Origin of the sequence: Microbispora hainanensis (assembly GCF_006874475.1) — a bacterium.
GTDB classification, from domain to species: domain Bacteria; phylum Actinomycetota; class Actinomycetes; order Streptosporangiales; family Streptosporangiaceae; genus Microbispora; species Microbispora hainanensis.
Genome location: NZ_VIRM01000003.1, coordinates 231,321 through 248,967, shown reverse-complemented (window position 1 = coordinate 248,967; position 17,647 = coordinate 231,321). Strand labels below are relative to the sequence as shown.

The 17,647-nt window shown below is 72.0% G+C and carries 17 protein-coding genes; 8 read left to right on the top strand and 9 right to left on the bottom strand.

The genetic code is table 11. The annotated features are described in order from the left end of the window. The first annotated feature begins 54 nt into the window (after positions 1-54). Positions 55-813 (top strand): hypothetical protein, encoded by a 759-nt coding sequence (locus FLX08_RS04125; RefSeq protein WP_142616827.1) that lies wholly within the window; start codon positions 55-57, stop codon positions 811-813. Positions 814-900: 87 nt separating this feature from the next. On the opposite strand, the gene FLX08_RS04120 is transcribed toward FLX08_RS04125, so the two are convergent. Continuing rightward, a complete protein-coding gene (locus FLX08_RS04120) occupies positions 901-1,758 on the bottom strand; it encodes an alpha/beta hydrolase (protein ID WP_142616826.1) in 858 nt (285 codons plus the stop codon). Between the two features lie 69 nt (positions 1,759-1,827). Between FLX08_RS04120 and FLX08_RS04115 the strand changes: the two genes are divergently transcribed. Both FLX08_RS04115 and FLX08_RS04110 read left to right on the top strand, forming a co-directional pair. After that, positions 1,828-2,565, top strand: a complete 738-nt coding sequence (locus FLX08_RS04115; protein WP_142616825.1) for a type 1 glutamine amidotransferase — start codon at positions 1,828-1,830, stop codon at positions 2,563-2,565. A gap of 301 nt (positions 2,566-2,866) precedes the next feature. Then, the gene (locus FLX08_RS04110; protein WP_142616824.1) at positions 2,867-5,869 is read left to right on the top strand and encodes a bifunctional [glutamine synthetase] adenylyltransferase/[glutamine synthetase]-adenylyl-L-tyrosine phosphorylase; all 3,003 of its coding nucleotides are present in this window, start codon (positions 2,867-2,869) and stop codon (positions 5,867-5,869) included. Positions 5,870-5,903: 34 nt separating this feature from the next. On the opposite strand, the gene FLX08_RS04105 is transcribed toward FLX08_RS04110, so the two are convergent. Beyond that, a complete protein-coding gene (locus FLX08_RS04105; RefSeq protein WP_142616823.1) occupies positions 5,904-6,716 on the bottom strand; it encodes an SAM-dependent methyltransferase in 813 nt (270 codons plus the stop codon). Between the two features lie 128 nt (positions 6,717-6,844). Between FLX08_RS04105 and FLX08_RS40390 the strand changes: the two genes are divergently transcribed. Then, complete coding sequence (locus FLX08_RS40390; protein ID WP_167530254.1) at positions 6,845-8,332, top strand: hypothetical protein; 1,488 nt, start codon at positions 6,845-6,847, stop codon at positions 8,330-8,332. A gap of 123 nt (positions 8,333-8,455) precedes the next feature. Here FLX08_RS40390 and FLX08_RS04095 read toward each other — a convergent pair whose 3' ends face one another. Together FLX08_RS04095 and FLX08_RS04090 are read right to left on the bottom strand one after the other, a co-directional pair. After that, a complete protein-coding gene (locus tag FLX08_RS04095) occupies positions 8,456-8,896 on the bottom strand; it encodes a YybH family protein (RefSeq protein WP_142616822.1) in 441 nt (146 codons plus the stop codon). Between the two features lie 57 nt (positions 8,897-8,953). After that, a complete protein-coding gene (locus FLX08_RS04090; protein WP_142616821.1) occupies positions 8,954-9,544 on the bottom strand; it encodes an NADPH-dependent FMN reductase in 591 nt (196 codons plus the stop codon). A 200-nt stretch (positions 9,545-9,744) separates the two neighbouring features. On the opposite strand from FLX08_RS04090, the gene sigJ reads away from it, so the two are divergent. Next, positions 9,745-10,680: an RNA polymerase sigma factor SigJ gene (sigJ, locus tag FLX08_RS04085; protein WP_142616820.1), complete on the top strand. Its 936-nt coding sequence runs from the start codon at positions 9,745-9,747 to the stop codon at positions 10,678-10,680. Positions 10,681-10,763: 83 nt separating this feature from the next. Here the strand turns inward: sigJ and FLX08_RS04080 are convergent, their stop codons facing one another. Next, the gene (locus tag FLX08_RS04080) at positions 10,764-11,534 is read right to left on the bottom strand and encodes a neutral zinc metallopeptidase (RefSeq protein ID WP_142616819.1); all 771 of its coding nucleotides are present in this window, start codon (positions 11,532-11,534) and stop codon (positions 10,764-10,766) included. Positions 11,535-11,658: 124 nt separating this feature from the next. Here FLX08_RS04080 and FLX08_RS04075 point away from each other — a divergent pair, with 124 nt between their 5' ends. Beyond that, positions 11,659-12,180: a GNAT family N-acetyltransferase gene (locus FLX08_RS04075; protein WP_142616818.1), complete on the top strand. Its 522-nt coding sequence runs from the start codon at positions 11,659-11,661 to the stop codon at positions 12,178-12,180. A 10-nt stretch (positions 12,181-12,190) separates the two neighbouring features. Here FLX08_RS04075 and FLX08_RS04070 read toward each other — a convergent pair whose 3' ends face one another. Continuing rightward, positions 12,191-12,805 carry a class I SAM-dependent methyltransferase gene (locus FLX08_RS04070; RefSeq protein WP_142616817.1) on the bottom strand — a complete coding sequence of 205 codons (615 nt, stop codon included), beginning with the start codon at positions 12,803-12,805 and terminating at the stop codon, positions 12,191-12,193. 4 nt (positions 12,806-12,809) lie between these two features. Continuing rightward, positions 12,810-13,682: a LysR family transcriptional regulator gene (locus tag FLX08_RS04065; RefSeq protein WP_142616816.1), complete on the bottom strand. Its 873-nt coding sequence runs from the start codon at positions 13,680-13,682 to the stop codon at positions 12,810-12,812. Positions 13,683-13,764: 82 nt separating this feature from the next. On the opposite strand from FLX08_RS04065, the gene FLX08_RS04060 reads away from it, so the two are divergent. Beyond that, complete coding sequence (locus FLX08_RS04060; protein WP_208761243.1) at positions 13,765-14,991, top strand: MFS transporter; 1,227 nt, start codon at positions 13,765-13,767, stop codon at positions 14,989-14,991. Positions 14,992-15,119: 128 nt separating this feature from the next. On the opposite strand, the gene FLX08_RS04055 is transcribed toward FLX08_RS04060, so the two are convergent. Further along, positions 15,120-15,482: an MmcQ/YjbR family DNA-binding protein gene (locus FLX08_RS04055; RefSeq protein WP_142616814.1), complete on the bottom strand. Its 363-nt coding sequence runs from the start codon at positions 15,480-15,482 to the stop codon at positions 15,120-15,122. Positions 15,483-15,526: 44 nt separating this feature from the next. On the opposite strand from FLX08_RS04055, the gene FLX08_RS04050 reads away from it, so the two are divergent. After that, positions 15,527-15,949 (top strand): ribonuclease FAU-1 family protein, encoded by a 423-nt coding sequence (locus FLX08_RS04050; RefSeq protein ID WP_142616813.1) that lies wholly within the window; start codon positions 15,527-15,529, stop codon positions 15,947-15,949. 269 nt (positions 15,950-16,218) lie between these two features. On the opposite strand, the gene glnA is transcribed toward FLX08_RS04050, so the two are convergent. After that, a complete protein-coding gene (glnA, locus tag FLX08_RS04045; RefSeq protein WP_142616812.1) occupies positions 16,219-17,643 on the bottom strand; it encodes a type I glutamate--ammonia ligase in 1,425 nt (474 codons plus the stop codon). Positions 17,644-17,647 lie beyond the last annotated feature (4 nt).

Genomic DNA, 17,647 nt, shown 5'->3' with positions numbered 1-17,647 from the left:
ACGACTTTTACGGGTGAGCCGTATCAAGACGTGACTCAGGGAGGGCGTGGCCATATGACGGCGGCTGCGGGGCTGCAGACCGTTCTGACCGTACCGAAGCGTTTCCGGGGACCAGAGGGCACCGCCAACGGCGGCTGGATAGCGGGCACCCTCGCCGGCACGCTGACCGGGCGCGGTCACGACTCGCCGGTGGAGGTCACCCTTCGCAGACCGGTCCCGTTGGAGACCGCCCTGTGCGTCGAGCACGTCGGCAACGCCGTCGTGCTCAGCCAGGGCGACAGTCACCTGGTGGAGGCGATCCCCGTCGCCGAGACGCTGACGCCGCCGCCGTTCGTGCGGTTCACCGACGCGGCCCGCGCGGAGGCCGGCTTCCCCGGCAGGCACGGCCACGCCATCGCGGGCTGCTTCGCCTGCGGATTGCGCGAGCCGGGCGACGGGCTGCGGATCTTCCCCGGCCCGGTCGAGAGCCCCGCCGACGGCGGCGAGCTCGTGGCCGCGGGCTGGCGGGTGCCGTTCAACGTGACCGACGAGCAGGGCGTGGTGCCCGACTCGATCGTCTGGGCGGCGCTCGACTGCGTCACCGGCTGGGCGCACTACCGCAGCTTCCCCGACCGGCAGCCCATCGAGCCTCCGCTGCTCGGCCGGCTGACCGGTCAGGTGTTCCGCCGGGTCTACCCGATGGGCCGATACTCGGTCGTCGCCCGGGCGGAGGGCCGCGACGGCCGCAAGCTGTTCGGCACGAGCGCGGTCTACGAGGTGGACGGCGCGCTCGTCGCCGCCGCCAAGGCGACCTGGATCCTGCCCCGCCAGTGACCCGGCTCCGTCCCGATCAGGGCGAGCCGTGGACGCCGGGCGGCGGTGGAGCTCGTCCAGGGCCGCCGGGCTCGAAAGGGCCGGCGCTCACGCCGTGAGGCGGGCGGCCACCACCGCGGCGCAGCGGGGGTCGAACAGGATCGTGTAGTGGTTGCAGTCCGGCACGACCTCGTCGCGCAGGCCGGGCAGCCCGGCCGTCCACTGCGCGGTCAGGTCGTCGGGGAGCATCCCGACGTCCTGGTTCAGCAGCCCTCGCGGCGCGCGGAGCAGGAGCGGCGCGGGCTCGACGGCCTTCAGCGCGGTCCCGATCGCCTCGTGCTCGGTGAGCAGCCAGCGGCCGTCCTGCCGTACGGCGTCCTCGCGGGCGCGGGAGCGGACGGCGTCGTCCGGCCCGGCGGCGTCGTAGCGGACGTACTCCTCGATCAAGGGGGACCAGTCGTTCGCGAGCGCGGGGTGGGCGCGGAAGAAGCCGAGGTAGGCGTCCACGCTCGGATAGGTCTGGGAGAGCCGGGCGATGGCCGGGCCGAGCGTCGCCTCCAGCACCTCGTCGGGGTCGGCGCCGGGCGGCAGCGGCAGCGGCAGGCCGCCGTCCACGAGCACGACCTTGGCGTAACGCCGGTGCGCGCCGTGCAGCGCCGCGACGTAGGCGCCCATGGAGTGCCCGGTGAGCACGCTCGTGCCGTCCGCGCCCACGTGCTCGGCGACGCGTTCCAGGTCGTCGGCGTGCCGGTCCAGGCCGTACGGGCCGGGCAGATCGGCGCTGTGGCCGCGCCCGCGCAGGTCCACGGCGACCAGCGACCAGCCGGGCGGCAGCGCGTCGGCCACCGCCCGCCACGCCATGAGGGAGGCGGTGATGCCGTGCGCCGCGATGATCAGGCGGGGACCGCCGCCGAACCTGGCGATCCGCAGCCGTCCGCCGGGGACGGCGACCTCATCGATGTTCATGGTTCGGACTGTACGGTACGACCCTCTCCGGTATCGCCTGTCCTGATATGTGTCTTTAAGCTCTCCCGTATGGGTGAACGTCTGACCGTCATCGAGCACGAGGCCGAGGCCGGCCTGGGCTTCTTCGCGGGGTGGCTGGAGGCCGCCGGAGTCGAGACCGAGGTCGTCCGGCCGTACAAGGGGGAGCCGGTGCCCGAGCGCGCCGCCGGCGGGCTGCTGGTCCTCGGCGGCGCCGCGGCGGCCTGGGACGACGAGGGCTACGCCTGGCTCCCGGCCACCAGGGCCCTGATCGCCCGTGCCGTGGACGAGGGCGTGCCGACGCTCGGCATCTGCCTCGGCGCCCAGCTCATGACCATGGCCTGCGGCGGGACCGTCGAGCGCGGCGACGCGGGCCTGGAGATCGGCCTGGGGGAGATCGAGCCGCTGCCCGAGGCCGCCGCCGACCCGCTGCTGTCCGCGCTGCTGTCCGCGCTGCCGTCCGGGCCGCCGTCCGGGCCGCCGTCCGGGCCGGTCCGGGCGATCCAGTATCACTACGACGCCATGACCACCCTGCCCGAGGGCGCCGTACGGCTGGCCACCGGCGCGCGCTACCCCAACCAGGCGTACCGGCTGGGCGACCGGGCCTGGGCCGTGCAGTTCCACCCCGAGGCCACGCCGGAGATCTTCGCCTCCTGGACCGAGGGAGGGGAGCTGCCGCCCGAGCGGGCCGGGGAGCTGAACGCGCAGGCCGAGGCGGCCGGGGACGAGCTGAGGCGCACCTGGAGGCCGCTCGCCGAGGCGTTCGCGGCCCAGATCACCGGGCGCTGACCTGCCCTGACCTGCCCTGACCTGCCCTGACCTGCCCTGACAAGGGGCCGGCCCGGGCGGGAGGAGCGCGCGGCGAAAACGCGTGATGGGCCGATTACGCAGAGAAACCGCTAAGGACGCGCACAACGCGGAGCGTTAGCGTGTGCGCTGAGCCCGGCGGGCGCCGGGCGGTGATGTCCGAGGTCGGCTCCGCGGCAGGGGGCCGATCTCTGCGAGGAGGCTTCCGTCCCATGTGTACCGTTACTGGGAAGGTTCGTCTCGGGGGGCCGACGTGATCGACGTCGGGGTGGAGGAAGGAACGGTGAACGCCGCGCCTCGGATACAGACGACGGCAGGGCGCCTGGCGGCGCTCGGATTCGCCGACGGCGCGCGGGCCGAACGGCTGCTCGACGAGCTCGGCCCCGAGGCGGTCGGCGATCTCGCGCTGCTCGACGACCTCGTCAGGGCCGCGGACCCGGATCTGGCGCTGACCACGCTCAGCCGCCTGGTCGAGCGGGACGCGAGCGTGCTCGGGGCGTTCCGCGCCGACCCCGGCCTGCGCCGCAGGCTGCTCGGCGTCTTCGGGCTCAGCGCGGCGCTCGGCGAGCACGTCGTGCGGCACCCGGAGTGCCTGCCGTCCATCCAGTGGACGCGCTGGCCCACGCCCGGCGACCTGCGCGAGGAGATGCTGCTCGCGGTCGGGGCCGACCCGGACACGTCCGAGCCCGTGGCCGAACTCATGGCCGGCGGGGTCACCGCCGGGCAGGGAACGCCGGCGATGGACGCGCTGCGCGTCGCCTACCGCAGCCGCCTGCTGCACCTGGCGAGCCGGGACGTGACCGGCGAGTGCACGCTCGCCGAGGTCGCCGCCGCGCTGGCCGACCTCGCCTCGGCCGCGCTGGAGGCCGCCCTCGCCATCGCCAGGGCCGAGGTGGCCGACGCGGGCGACGTACGGCTGGCCGTCATCGGCATGGGCAAGTGCGGGGCCCGCGAGCTGAACTACATCTCCGACGTCGACGTCGTCTTCGTGGCCGAGCCCAAGGAGGGCGTCGACGAGACCAAGGCGCTGCAGACCGCCACGCGCCTCGCGCAGGGCATGATGCGCGCCTGCTCGGCGAGCACCCCCGAGGGCGCGCTGTGGGAGGTGGACGCCAACCTGCGCCCGGAGGGCAAGATGGGCCCGCTCGTGCGCAGCATGGAAAGCCACCTGACCTATTACCGGCGGTGGGCCAAGACCTGGGAGTTCCAGGCGCTGCTCAAGGCGCGCCCGGTCGCGGGCGACCTGGAGCTCGGCCAGCAGTACGTCGCCGCGGTCAACGAGCTGGTCTGGCAGGCCGCCGCCCGGCCCCATTTCGTGGAGGACGTGCAGGCCATGCGCCGCCGCGTGGAGGCGCACGTGCCCGCGGGCGAGGCCGACCGGCAGATCAAGCTCGGGCCGGGCGGGCTGCGGGACATCGAGTTCGCCGTCCAGCTCCTCCAGCTCGTGCACGGCCGCTCCGACCCGCTGCTGCGCCGCCGGGCCACGCTGTCGGCCCTCGCCGCGCTCTCCAGGGGCGGCTACGTCGGGCGCGACGACGCCAAGGCGCTCGCCGAGGCCTACACCTTCCTGCGCCAGGTCGAGCACATGCTCCAGCTCCACCGGCTGCGCCGCACCCACGTGGTGCCGTCGGACACCGCCGACCTGCGGCGGCTCGGCCGGGGGCTGGGCATGACGACCGACCCGGTGGGGGAGTTCACCACCACGTGGAAGCGGCACGCGCTGGAGGTGCGGCGGCTTCACGAGAAGCTGTTCTACCGCCCGCTGCTGCAGGCCGTGGCCCGGCTGCCGGAGACCGAGGCCCGCCTGTCCACGGCCGCCGCCACCGCGCGGCTGGAGGCGCTCGGTTACGCCGACCCCGAGGGCGCGCTGCGGCACATCGCCGCGCTCACCAGCGGGGTCTCCCGCCGGGCGGCCATACAGCGGACGCTGCTGCCGGTCATGCTCGGCTGGTTCGCCGACGCCCCCGACCCCGACGCCGGCCTGCTCGGCTTCCGCCAGGTGAGCGACAAGCTCGGCACCACGCCGTGGTATCTGCGCCTGCTGCGCGACGAGACCGCCGCCGCCGAGCGCCTCGCCCACCTGCTCGGCACCAGCAAGTACGTCACCGGTTTACTGCTGCACGCCCCCGAGGCCGTCGCGATGCTGGGCTCGCCCGCCGAGCTGGCCGTACGGCCCGCCGCGACGCTCGCCGCCGAGGCCGCCGCCGCGGTGAGCCGCCACGCGGAGGACGCCGAGACCGCCGTCGCCGCCGTGCGGGCGCTGCGCCGCAGGGAGCTGCTCCGCACGGCCTGCGCCGACCTGTCGGGGCTGATCGACATCGAGGAGGTCGGCCAGGCCCTCTCGTCGTTGAACGACGTCACGATCCAGGCGGCGCTGGACACGGCGATCAACAAGGTCACGCTGGAACGCCGGGCCCCGTTCCCGACACGGATGGCCGTCATCGCCATGGGCCGCCTCGGCGGCCTGGAGAGCTCCTACGCCAGCGACGCCGACGTCATGTTCGTGCACGCGCCGCTGCCGGGCGTGGCCGACCGGGACGCGACCGACGCCGCCCACGCCGTGGCCGAGGAGACGCGCAGGCTGCTCGCGCTGCCCGCCCCCGACCCGCCGCTGCAGATCGACGCGGGCCTGCGGCCGGAGGGGCGGCAGGGGCCGCTCGTCCGCACGATCGCCTCCTATCGGGCCTACTACGACCGCTGGGCCTCGCACTGGGAGGCCCAGGCGCTGCTGCGGGCGCGGTTCTGCGCGGGCGACCCCGAGCTCGGCCGGGAGTTCATCGCGCTCGTCGATCCGCTGCGCTACCCGGCCGGGGGCATCTCCGCGGACGCCGTACGCGAGATCCGCAAGCTCAAGGCGCGCATGGAGGCCGAGCGGCTGCCGCGCGGGGCCGATCCTGCCCTGCACACCAAGCTCGGCAGGGGCGGGCTGAGCGACGTGGAGTGGGTGGCCCAGCTCATCCAGCTGCGGCACGCGGGAGCCACACCCGCGCTGCGTACGACGCGCACCCTCGACGCGCTGCGCGCGGCGGCGGGGGAGGGCCTGCTCGACCCGGCCGACGAGGAGGTGCTCGCGCAGGCGTGGCTGTTCGCCTCGCGCATCCGCGACGCCCTCATGCTGGTGCGCGGGCGTGCGTCCGACAGCATCCCGACCCCGGTCAAGGAGCGCGTGCTGCTCGCGCGGGCGCTCGGCTATCCGCCCGAGGGCACCGAGGACTTCGTCGAGGACTACCGGCGCGCCACCCGGCGGGCCCGGTCCGTGGTGGAGCGCGTCTTCTACGAGGACTGACTCCGGCCCTGGCCCTGGTCAGGGTGGGGGACGGTCAGAGCTTCCTGCCCACGGCCCCGTACCCGCCGTGCACGCGGCCGGCCAGGAAGGGGACCTCGTCCGGGTCCGGGCGCCATTCGCCGACCGCCACCAGGCCGGGCTCCACGAGCTCGAATCCGTCGAAGAACCGGCCGATCTCCGTGCCGGTACGCAAGGTGAGCGGGACGGGACCGGTGTTGTACGCCTCGGCGAAGGCCTCCAGGCTCTCGGGGGCGAAGTCGCCGGTGACGTGGGTGACGGCGAGGTAACTGCCGGGCACCACCGCGTCGGTGTAGCGCTTGACGACGCCGAACGGGTCGTCCTCGTCCTTGACGAACATGAGCGTGCCCACGATCACCACGGCGATCGGCTGGTCGAAGTCGAGCGTCGCCAGCGTGTCCGGGTGCTTGAGGATGGCGTCGGGGTCACGCAGATCGGCCTCGATGTAGGCGGTCCTGCCCTCCGGCGTGCTGCGCAGCAGCGCGCGGGCGTGGACCATCACGATCGGGTCGTTGTCGACGTAGACGACCCTGGCCGCCGGATTCACGGCCTGGGCGACCTCGTGAGTGTTGCCCTGGGTCGGAATGCCGGTGCCGATGTCGAGGAACTGGGTGATCCCCTGCTCCGCCAGGAACCGTACGGCCCGGCCCAGGAACGCCCGGTTGTCCCGGGCGCCCTGGACGACCCCGGGGGAGGCGGCCTTGACCGCTTCGGCGACCGCGCGGTCCGCTTCGAAGTTGTCCTTGCCGCCCAGCCAGTAGTCGTACACCCGGGCGGGATGCGGCACCAAGGTGTTGAGCTTCGCGGCAGCGGGTGTTTCGTCGGCCATCACATGCTCCGGGGGGACGGGGTTTTCCTGATCTTATCCGTGCGCGCCCCCGTCCCGGTCGTCTGATCGAAATCCGGAATCGCGGAATTCGTTGCCCTTACCGAGGCGACGTTGTATCAACGGTACGGGTGATCTCTTTGATCTCGTATTACGCAGACCTGGCCATCGGGCTGATCCTGGCCTTCCTGCTGTTGTCGCTTCTCGTCAGCGGCATCAACGAGGGCATCGTCAGGCTGCTCGGAATCCGCAGCAAATTCCTGTGGGCATACCTGCGCGACACTCTCGACGGCGCGGAGACGGCGGACGGGACCTCCCGGCTCGACCGGATCCTGGCCGCGCTCAAGAGGTTGGGTCGTACGGCGCGCACGGCGTCGGCGCAGGCGGTGCGGGCGGCGTCGTCCGAGGAGGGCCGCTCACGCCTGCCCGCCAGCGTGCTGGGCGTGTTCGCGCGGCTGCCGTTCGGCCGGGACCCGCGGCCCGCGTTCAGCCGGCAGCCGGCCCCCGTGCAGAGCCCGCCGCTCGCCGCCGCCGCCGGCTCCGTGGCAGCGGAACAGATGACGACCGCGCAGATGACGGCCGGACAGCCGGCGACCGTGCAGGCGGCGACCGAGCAAGCGGCGACCGCGCAGGTGGCGACCGCGCAGGCGGCCGGGGAGAGCGTGGACCCCGCGCACACCGCCGGGCAGGCCGACCCCGAGGAGATCGCCGTCCTCACGGTGGAGCCGGCGGCGGCCGGCGCGGGAGCCGGTGGGGAGGGCGGCGCGCAGGTCGGGGCAGCGGTCGACGCAGGTGCCGACGCAGGTGCCGACGCAGAGCCGGGGGCAGGAGCCGGTGCGGCGGGCGGCGTGCTGCCGCCGGGCCAGGGCAAGTCGATGGCCGAGCTGCTGCACGAGCGGCTGCAGGAGATCGACCACGCCAAGCGCGGAAAGACGAGCATCGCCGACATCCCGCCCGCGCGCTTCGCCGTCGCCGTGATGGAGATCGCCACCGAGCACGGCGGCGTGGACGCCCTCATGCGGGACCTCGAGGCGCTGAAGAGCCCCTTCTCCCGCCCCCTGAAGGCCGTGTGGGACAGGGCCAGCCACGACCTGGAGGCGTTCCGGCGGGGTATCGAGGACTGGTTCGACGGCGAGATGGAGCGTCTCAGCCTGCTCTACCGCCGCTACGTCCGCTGGGTCATCGTCGCGCTCGGCCTCGTCGTGACGCTGGTGTTCAGCCTGGACTCCCTGGAGTACGGCAAGACGCTGCTGCGCGACAACGCCTACCGCAGCGCGGTGACGGCCTTCGGCGAGACGGGCCCCCAGGCGCTCGAACCGCTGCGTGGGCAGTGCGCGCCCGGCCAGGACCCGTACGCGTGCGTCACCGACGTGCTGAGCACCCCGGCGTTCGTGAAGATCTTCACGTACGCGCCGGTGAGCGTCACGATGGACGAGGCCGACGGCCCGGCGTGGGCCTGGCGTGGCGGGGACTGGTGGCAGCGCCTCACGTCGCCGGGCCACTGGCCGGGGTTCCTCATCACGCTGGTCTCCCTGCTGTTCGGCGCGCCGTTCTGGTGGGACATCCTGCGCCGCTTGAGCGGCCTGCGCAGCCGTACCTCCGGCTCCACCCCCTCCTGAGCGCGCACTGCGCTTCCTCTGCCAGAGCGGGCTGCCCTTTCGGATGGCGGCCGAGGGGGCTTCGGCTCCGGTGACGGCCCCGGCCGTTACGGACCGGGGTGTCACCTTCCAGTCCCGCCCACATCAGGGTTCGAGGTCGGTCACTCCCCGCCCGCTGGCGATGTCGAGCGGCACGGAGGCCTGGTCGTGCGCGATCAGCCAGTCGCCGCCGGTCTTCCGGAAGCAGAAGGTGCCCCGGACCCAGATGCCGCTCGTCGCCGTCCCGTTCCCCAGCGTGCCGCTGAGCCGGCCGAAGCAGTGACCGAACGCCACGTCGTCGCCCACCGCGAGGGTCAGGTCGCGCACCTCGTAATCGACCTCCTGGAAGACCGCGAACACCTTCGCCCAGTTCTTCAGCTTCGCGTCGATCCCGGCGTGCTGCAGTGGCGGCTCGACGTCGAAGGACACGACGTCCGTCGCGTAGAGCCGCCTCAGGGCGTCGAGATCCTTGGCCCGGATCCCTTCGACGACCCTGCCGATGTGCCGCCTGATCGTGGCCTCGTCTTCTTCGCGTCGCGTAGGCATCGCTGTACGTCCCTTCATTCGGTTCTCACTGGTACGACCGGACAGCGCCGGGAAACGTCAGGTCGCGGCGGCGGTGACCGGGGTGGCGGCGCGCAGCGGCGCGAGGGCGGTGCTCCAGGCGACGACATGGTCCAGCAGCGTGTCGAGTGCGCCGGCGCTGTGGGGGCCCGGCCTGAAGACGGTGTAGTCCTCGAACTCGGTCTGCAGCGGCAGTGCGACCTGCGGGGCCACGTCCGCCATCTGCAACGCCCCGCAGACCAGCCGCAACTGCTCGACCGCTCGGGCGCCGCCCGCGATGCCGTACGAGACGAACCCGGCCGCCTTGTTGTTCCACTCGGCGTACAGGTAGTCGAGGGCGTCCTTGAGCACGCCGGGGGCGGAATGGTTGTATTCGGGAGTGACGATGACGAACCCGTCGAACGAGGCGATGGTGTCCGCCCAGGCCCTGGTGTGCTCGTGCTGATACCGGCCCGCTGACAGCATCGCCGACGCCGGCTCGTCGAGGTGCGGCAACGGGTGGTCGAGCAGGTCGACCACCGCGAACTCGGCGTCGGTGCGGTGCGAGGCCCTCTCGTGCACCCACCTGGCGACCTGCTCGCCCCTGCGGCCGGGGCGGGTGCTGCCGAGTATGATCCCGATCTTCGTCATCGTTCTCCTGCTCCACTGCTGATGCCGATGCTTCTGATGCCGATGCTTCGAGCAGTACGACAACGCGGCGCCCCGGAATGTGAGGCGCCCCGGAATGTGAGGCGCCCCGGAATGTGAGGCGGCGGACCGGCCTCACAGTTCACCGCGCTGTCTTGTCGGACCGGTGAGGGCAGCACACGACCCAGGGAGCTTCCGGAACCATGACCGACCACCCCGGACCAGGACACGACCGGTCCGACGCGGGCCTGCGCGCGATCATCAGCGAGCGGCGCCAGCTCATCAATCTCGGCTACCGCCTGCTCGGCTCCCTGGCCGAGGCCGAGGACGTCGTCCAGGAGACCTACGCCCGCTGGTATGCCATGTCACCGCAGGAGCGGGACGCCATCGCGTCCCCCGGCGCCTGGCTGACCAGGGTCGCCGGGCGCATCTGCCTCAACCTGCTCTCCTCGGCGCGGGCCCGGCGGGAGACCTACGTGGGCGAGTGGATCCCCGAGCCGCTGCCCGACCCCGCGGACTGGGCCACCGGGCGGCCGGACGGCATCGGCGCCGACCCGGCCGACCGGGTCACCCTGGACGAGTCGGTCGGCATGGCGTTCCTCGTCGTGCTCGACGCGATGACCCCGGCCGAGCGCGTGGCGTTCGTCCTGCACGACGTCTTCCGCTACTCCTTCGCCGAAGTGGCGGAGATCGTCGGCCGGACCCCGGCGGCCTGCCGCCAGCTCGCCTCCTCGGCCCGCCGCCGCATCCGCGATTCGCGGGCCGCCACGGCGCCGGCATCCCGGCAGGCCGCGGTCGTCAGGGAGTTCAAGCAGGCGTGGGAGGCCCAGGACATCAACGCGCTCATCGGGCTCCTCGACCCCGCCGCAACGGGAATCGCCGACGGCGGCGGCATCGCCCCCGCACTGCTCCGCCCGATCGAGGGCGGCGAGCAGATCGCACGCTACTTCGCCGCCCTCGCCGCCAGGGCGTCCGGCCTGACGCTCCTGGAGCGTACGGTCAACGGCCAGCCCGGCCTGATCGCCCAGCAGGACGGTGTCACCGTGTCGGTGTTCGCGTTCGAGATCGCGGGCGACCGGATCAAGCGCATCTGGGCCGTACGCAACCCCGACAAGCTCCACCCGTGGACGACCGGCTGACGGGCACGCTCACCCGCGGCCGGCTCGTCGGCGGGTCTTCGATGCCCTGCGTCCCGGCCGCCGTACGCAGGGCCGCGGCGACGTCAGGCCACCTTCGAGGACGGGGCGGTCCAGGTGTTGCAGGATGCGGGGTCGCCGGTCTTGAATCCCTCGCCGGCCCAGTAGGTGATCGACTTCCGGCCTCCGCTGTGCTTGCCCGCCCAGCCGCGCAGGTAGAAGAGCAGATCGTCCCAGTCCTCGCGGGGACGCCGGAAGGACTTCCAGACGCTTCGCAGGGAGACTCCGGCGAAGCAGTAGGTCTGCAGGCTGTATCGCCGGGTCTGCTCGGTGAGCTCGGCCTTGTTTCGATAGTCGAGCTTGTACCAGGCGCGATACATGCCGGCGACGTTCTGCAGGTGCTCCCCGTAATACGTCGCCACCAGGTTGAACAGGTAGAGATCCCCCGGCTGCTGCAAGAGCTCCTTGGAGAGCACGATCAGGATGGTGTGCGAGGTCTCGCAGTAGAAGCCGTCCCAATCGTCCTTGCGCCACGTGTCGCCGCAATACTTCGCCGGCACCTCGGTGGCGTACGTGAGCTTCACCGGCGACGGCTTCAGATTCGCCCGGCGCAGTTCGGTGCCCCAGGTGCGGCTGAGGCACCGCAGCACCTCGTTCAGATAGAGCTTCGCGGACCTCGCGTCCCCCTTCTTCACCCGCCTTTCCCGGCACGTGGTGGCCGGCAGCGGTCCCGCGCCGTACAGGCCGTTGTCGGTGAGGGTCCTGCTCTTGACCGGGTGGGCGGCGGCCGTGCCGGTGACGGCCGGGACGAGCCCCAGCGCCATCGTGCCGACGAGCGCGATCTTGGCGAGTTTCACGGACGACGAGATTAGGCCACACAAAAGACTCTCGGCAGCCTTTTTATGGATATCAACCGATTGTTTCGCGCGCGGCAGCGAGGTGTATAACGGGGCGGCGGCAGAGAGCGGATATGGAGCGGGCATGGTCATCAGACGCGCCGGACCGGCGGACGCGGAGGCGATCGCCGTCGTGCACGTCCGTTCGTGGCAGGCCGCCTATCCGGGGCTCATGCCCCAGGCCCACCTCGACGGGCTCACCCCGGCCATGCGCCTGCCGGTCTGGGAGCGGCTGCTGGGGGAGTCCGCCCCGCCGCGTACGGAGGTCCTCGTGGCGGAGACGGACGGCTCCGTCGCCGGGTTCGCCTCGTTCGGCCCCGGGCGGGACGACGACGTCGATCCCGCCTCGCTGGCGGAGATCTCGGCGATCTACCTGATGCCCGAGGCGTGGGGCGCCGGGGTCGGCGGGCGGCTCATGGCCGCCGCGCTCGACAGCCTCGCCGCCGCCGGATATGAGCAGGCCGTCCTCTGGGTCGTCGACGGGAACACCCGCGCGCGGCGGTTCTACGAGCGCGGCGGCTGGCGCCCCGACGGTGCCACACTGCACGACGAGTCGGACGGCTTCCCGCTGACCGAGGTCCGCTACCGCCGGGCCCTGGGGCGTTGACCACCGAGCGCTAGCGGCCGGGCTTCGTCCAGGTCAGGGAGTATCGGCGGAGCACGTGCCGGCGATAGCGCACGCCCGGCAGCAGGCGGCGCGCCGCGGCCCGCACCTGCCCGTAGCTCATCCGCGGCGCGGCCACCGGCATCCCCTCGGGCTCCTGTGCGCCGCGCAGCACCTTCGTGACCCGCACGACGGGAGCGGCCGCGATCATCGCCGCCCACTCCGCGACGGACGCCTCGCGGGCCAGGCCGACCACCACCAGCGTGCCGCCGGGGCGCAGCAGCTCGCGCATCCGGGTGAGGGCGGCGTCGAAGTCCATGTGGTGGATCGCGGACACCGAGCAGACGAAGTCGTACTCCCCGGCGGGCAGGGCGGCGGTGAGGAAGTCACCTTCGACGAAGGTGAGCCCGGGCCGGCCGGCCGCCAGCTCGCGGGCACGTGTGATCATCCCCGCCGATCTGTCGACGCCGGTCACGCGCTTGGCCCGGCCGGTCAGCTTCCGCGCGAGCAGCCCGTCTCCGCAGCCGACGTCCAGCGCGTCACCGCACCCTTCTGGGACGGCGCGGAGGATGCCGGGGTGCCGGGCGACGTTGGTGTTCCAGTACGGATCCGGGTCGGCCTGGCGCATCGGGTCATCGTACGGCGGGCGTCATGACGAAGTCGCGGAAACGGGTGGCGGGGGCGGCCGGGGCGTGGTCGGTCCGCCAGGTGAGGCCGATGGTCCGGCGGGCGGCCTCCGCCGCGATCCTGACGCCGACGGTGCCCGACAGGCCCGCGAAGGGCTCCGGGACGACGGCCACGCCGAGCCCGGCCGCGACCAGGCCCTCGATGGTCGCGAGGTCCTGGCTCTCGAACGAGACGGCGGGGGACACCCCGGCGTCGCGCAGCAGCGCGTCGACCAGGGCCCGGTAGCCGAAGCCGACCGGCGTCGTGACGAGCTCCTCGTCCGCCAGCTCGCGGAGGGCCACCTGCTCCCGGTCGCGCAGCCGGTGGCTCGGCGGCACGACGAGCACCAGCCGCTCCTCCTGCAGGGGGTGCCAGCCGAAGTCTCCCGGTGGGCGTGGGGAGGTGATCGCGAGGTCGGCGGCCCCGGTGCGCAGGTCGTGCACGATCTCGTGCGCCGGTTCCTGGCGCAGCAGGATGCGCATCCGGGGAGCGTGCTCGTGGAAGGAGCGCAGCAGCCGCGGGACGAGGGAGGTGGCGATGGAGTCGAGGAAGGCCAGGCGCACCACGCCGGTGTCGGGGTCGAGCAGGGTCCGCAGGTCGGCCAGCAACTGCTCGTAGCGCGCGGTGAGGTCGCGCGCGGCCGCCACCACGAGTCTCCCGCTGGGAGTCAGGTGGACGCCGTCCGGCGCGCGCTCGAACACACGGGTGCCGAGTTCGGCCTCCACGCGGGCGAGGGCGCGTGAGAGCGTCGGCTGGCTGGTGCGGAGGATGGCGGCGGTGTCGGTCACGTGCTGGTGGTCGGCGAGGGCGACCAGCCAGGACAGGTCCCGGAGCAGCATGCCGCCATCATACGCATCGCGTATCGAAAGCCACTTTTCATCGCATTGGACGCATGGCGGCAGGAAGCGCACAGTCGTTCGGGTGACCGCTGTTCTCGAGACCTCCGCCGTGACAGGACACCTGCCGGGGACCGCCGGATATCGAAGGGTCGTCGTCGCGCTGTTCGCGGCCGGGGTCGCCACCTTCGCGCTGCTGTACAGCACCCAGGCGATCCTGCCCGAGCTCGCCGTGCAGTTCGGGGTGTCCACCGCGGAGAGCACGCTGAGCGTGTCGCTCACCACGCTCGGGCTCGGCGTCGCACTGCTGGTGGCCGGCCCCCTGTCCGACGTCGTCGGCCGTACGCGGCTGATCCACCTGTCGCTGACGGCGTCCGCCGTCGTCGCGGCCGCGTGCGCGCTGGCCCCCGGCTGGCCGGCGCTCATGGTCCTCCGGTCGCTCCAGGGCATCACGCTGGCCGGGCTCCCCGCGGTGGCCACCGCCTACCTACGCGAGGAACTGCACCCGTCCACGCACGCCCGCGCCGCCGGTCTGTACGTCGGCGGCACTGCCCTGGGCGGCATGGCCGGCCGCCTCCTGACCGGCTCCGTCGCCCAGGCCGGCGGCTGGCGCTGGGCCCTCGCCGCGGTCGCCGCACTCGGCCTGCTGTGCGCCCTGACGGTACGCGTGCTGCTTCCGGCCTCCCGGCGCTTCACCGCGGCCCCGGCGGGCGTACGCGCCCTGCTCCGCGGGAGCCTGCGCGCGGTGTCGGACCGCGGGCTGCTCGCGTTGTACGGCATCGGCGGCTGCTCGATGGGAGCCCTGGTCGCGGTGTTCAACACCCTGGGCTTCCGGCTCGCGGGCGCGCCGTTCCACCTCGGTGTCGGAGCGGCCGGCCTGATGTTCCTCGTCTATCCCATCGGCTCGGTCAGCTCCGCGGTGTTCGGCCGGCTGGCGGACGGCTACGGACGCAGGACCGTGACTCCGCTGGGCTGCCTGCTGGCCGTCGGCGGGGCGCTGGTCACGCTGCCGTCCTCGCTGCCGGTCGTGGTCGTCGGGCTCGCGCTCCTCACCGTGGGGTTCTTCGCCGTCCACGGCGTGGCCAGTGGCTGGGTCCCGGCCCGGGCGCACGCCGGCGGGGTGTCCACCGGCCAGGCCGCCTCGCTCTACCTGTTCACCTACTACCTCGGGTCCTCCGTCTTCGGCAGTCTCGCGGGCCGCGCCTGGACGGACGCCGGGTGGCCGGGCGTGGTCGTCCTCGCCGTGCTCCTGCTCACCGCCACCGGAGCTCTCACCCTCCTGCTGCGCCGTACCCCCGCCCTGGGGAAGTGACCGTCGTCACCGGGAGGCGTGAGATAGGCGCAGGTCGCCCCCGAAGGCTTGCGCGATCACGCGTCCCGTCTCGAAGACGAACTCCGCCTCCACCCACCTTCCTGCGCCTCGCCCGTCTTCGTGTGATCTCAGGCCGGTCTGTGCCGGTCGTGCTCGGTCACCAGGCGCTTGGGCGCCTGCTGACGCCATGCCTCTTCCACGAGACTCCTGACGCGCTCCGCCGGGACCCTGCCGAGCTCGACCTGCAGCCCGAGGAAGCTCTTCCGCGCATCCGGGCGGCGTACGGCCTCGTAGACAGATGGGTCGGTCTGCGCCGCGTCGACGGCCTGCTGCTCGGCGACGCAGAACACGGCCGTCGTCTCGTCCCTGCCCATGCCGAGGAAGGTCCGGCCCCGGACCTTGAACACGGGAACGTGGAACCGGAAGTGACCGACCTCTTCGACCTCGGGCAGTGCCGTGGCCCAGCGCCGGATGTCGTCCGTAGTTGTCACGAGAGGACATTACCCCGCGGCAGCCGTCCCATTGGCCGTGATCCTTGAGCGCAACCGGGAGCGATCAGGCTGATCGCTGCTTCGTCATCGCCGACGAAGGAGTACAGATCAGAAAGCCGGTCACCTTCGTCGACGCGCTCGAAGGCGGCTGGTATATCGACCTCATCGACCTGGAGGAAGCGGGCCCGAAGGAGTTGGCTGTCCACGACCTCTACGTGGACATCCTCGTGCCCCCGCTCGGCCGGCGCTACGAGGTGCTGGATCTCGACGAGTTCGCCGACGCGCTGGAGGACGGTGCCATCGATGCCGCCACCGCGGTCAGGGTGCTGCGCGACACGCAGCGCTTCATTGATAAGCACCTGCGCAATCTGAACCAGGACCCCCCGGGCTCGTGGCCGGACTTCCCGCCGGCGGCCATTCTGGGCCTGGCGGAGCTGCCGCCCTTCGACGTGGCCCAAAGGACCTGAGCTCTCGGCGGTCGTCCCGGCGATCATGAACGCACGCAAGCCGGGGGAGTGTCGCCTTGCTATGCGCAATGCGGAAAGCCCGTGGCACGGTGCGGGACCTTGTCACGGGCTTTCCGACTCCACGACTCGCGGCACTGCCTCGCGTCGCTCCTGACCTCTTCGGGCGCCGAACGCCGCCCTCGATGTGGTGCTCGCCGCTCGGACGGAACCGAGGCAGAACCGGCCGGATCACCGCGCGATGACCATGCACGTCACCGCGCGGTCACCGGTCACACGTCGTAGTAGAGCTCGAACTCGTGCGGGTGCGGGCGGAGACGGATCGGGTCGACCTCGTTCTCGCGCTTGTAGGAGATCCACGTCTCGATGAGGTCCGGCGTGAACACGCCGCCCTCCAGCAGGTAGTCGTGGTCGGCCTCGAGCGCGTCGAGCACCTTCTCCAGAGAGCCCGGCACCTGCGGGATGTTGCGGGCCTCCTCCGGCGGCAGCTCGTACAGGTCCTTGTCGACCGGCTCCGGCGGCTCGATCTTGTTGCGGATGCCGTCGATGCCGGCCATGAGCATGGCGGCGAAGGCGAAGTACGGGTTGCAGGACGGGTCCGGCACGCGGAACTCGATGCGCTTGGCCTTCGGGTTCGAGCCCGTGATCGGGATGCGGACGCAGGCCGAGCGGTTGCGCTGCGAGTAGACCAGGTTGACCGGGGCCTCATAACCGGGCACCAGGCGGTGGTAGGAGTTCACCGTCGGGTTGGTGAAGGCCAGCAGCGACGGGGCGTGCTTGAGCAGGCCGCCGATGTAGTAGCGCGCGGTGTCCGACAGACCGGCGTAGCCGACCTCGTCGTAGAACAGCGGCTCGCCGTCCTTCCAGAGGGACTGGTGGCAGTGCATGCCGGAGCCGTTGTCACCGAAGATCGGCTTGGGCATGAACGTGACCGTACGGCCCGCCTGGATGGCCGTGCTCTTGATGATGTACTTGTACAGCATCAGCTTGTCGGCCGTCTCGAGCAGCGTGCCGAACCTGAAGTCGATCTCGGCCTGGCCGGCGGTGCCCACCTCGTGGTGCTGCATCTCGGTCTCGATGCCGGCGTCGATGAGGTTGCGCACCATCTGCGAGCGCAGGTCGGTGAAGTGGTCCATCGGCGGGACCGGGAAGTAGCCGCCCTTGTAGCGGGGCTTGTAACCCAGGTTGCCGCCCTCGGAGGCCTTGCCGGTGTTCCAGGCGCCCTCGATGGAGTCGATGTAGTAGTAGCCGGCGTTCTGCTTCGTCTCGAAGCGGACGTCGTCGAAGATGTAGAACTCGGCCTCCGGGCCGAAGTAAACGGTGTCCGCGATGCCGGTGCCCTTGAGGTACTCCTCGGCCTTGCGCGCGACGTTGCGGGGGTCGCGGCTGTAGGCCTCACCGGTCAGCGGGTCGTGCACGAAGAAGTTGATGTTCAGCGTCTTGTGCTGACGGAACGGGTCGAGCACGGCCGTGGAGGGGTCGGGCAGCAGGAGCATGTCCGACTCGTGGATGGCCTGGAACCCGCGAATCGACGAGCCGTCGAACATGAGGCCGTCGGTGAAGACGTTCGCCCCGAAGTTCTCGGCCGGGAAGGTGAAGTGGTGCGTCGTCCCCGGCAGGTCCGTGAACCTGACGTCGACGAACTGCACACCCTCGTCCCGGATGAACTTGAGGACGTCATCGGCGGAGTTGAACACTCTC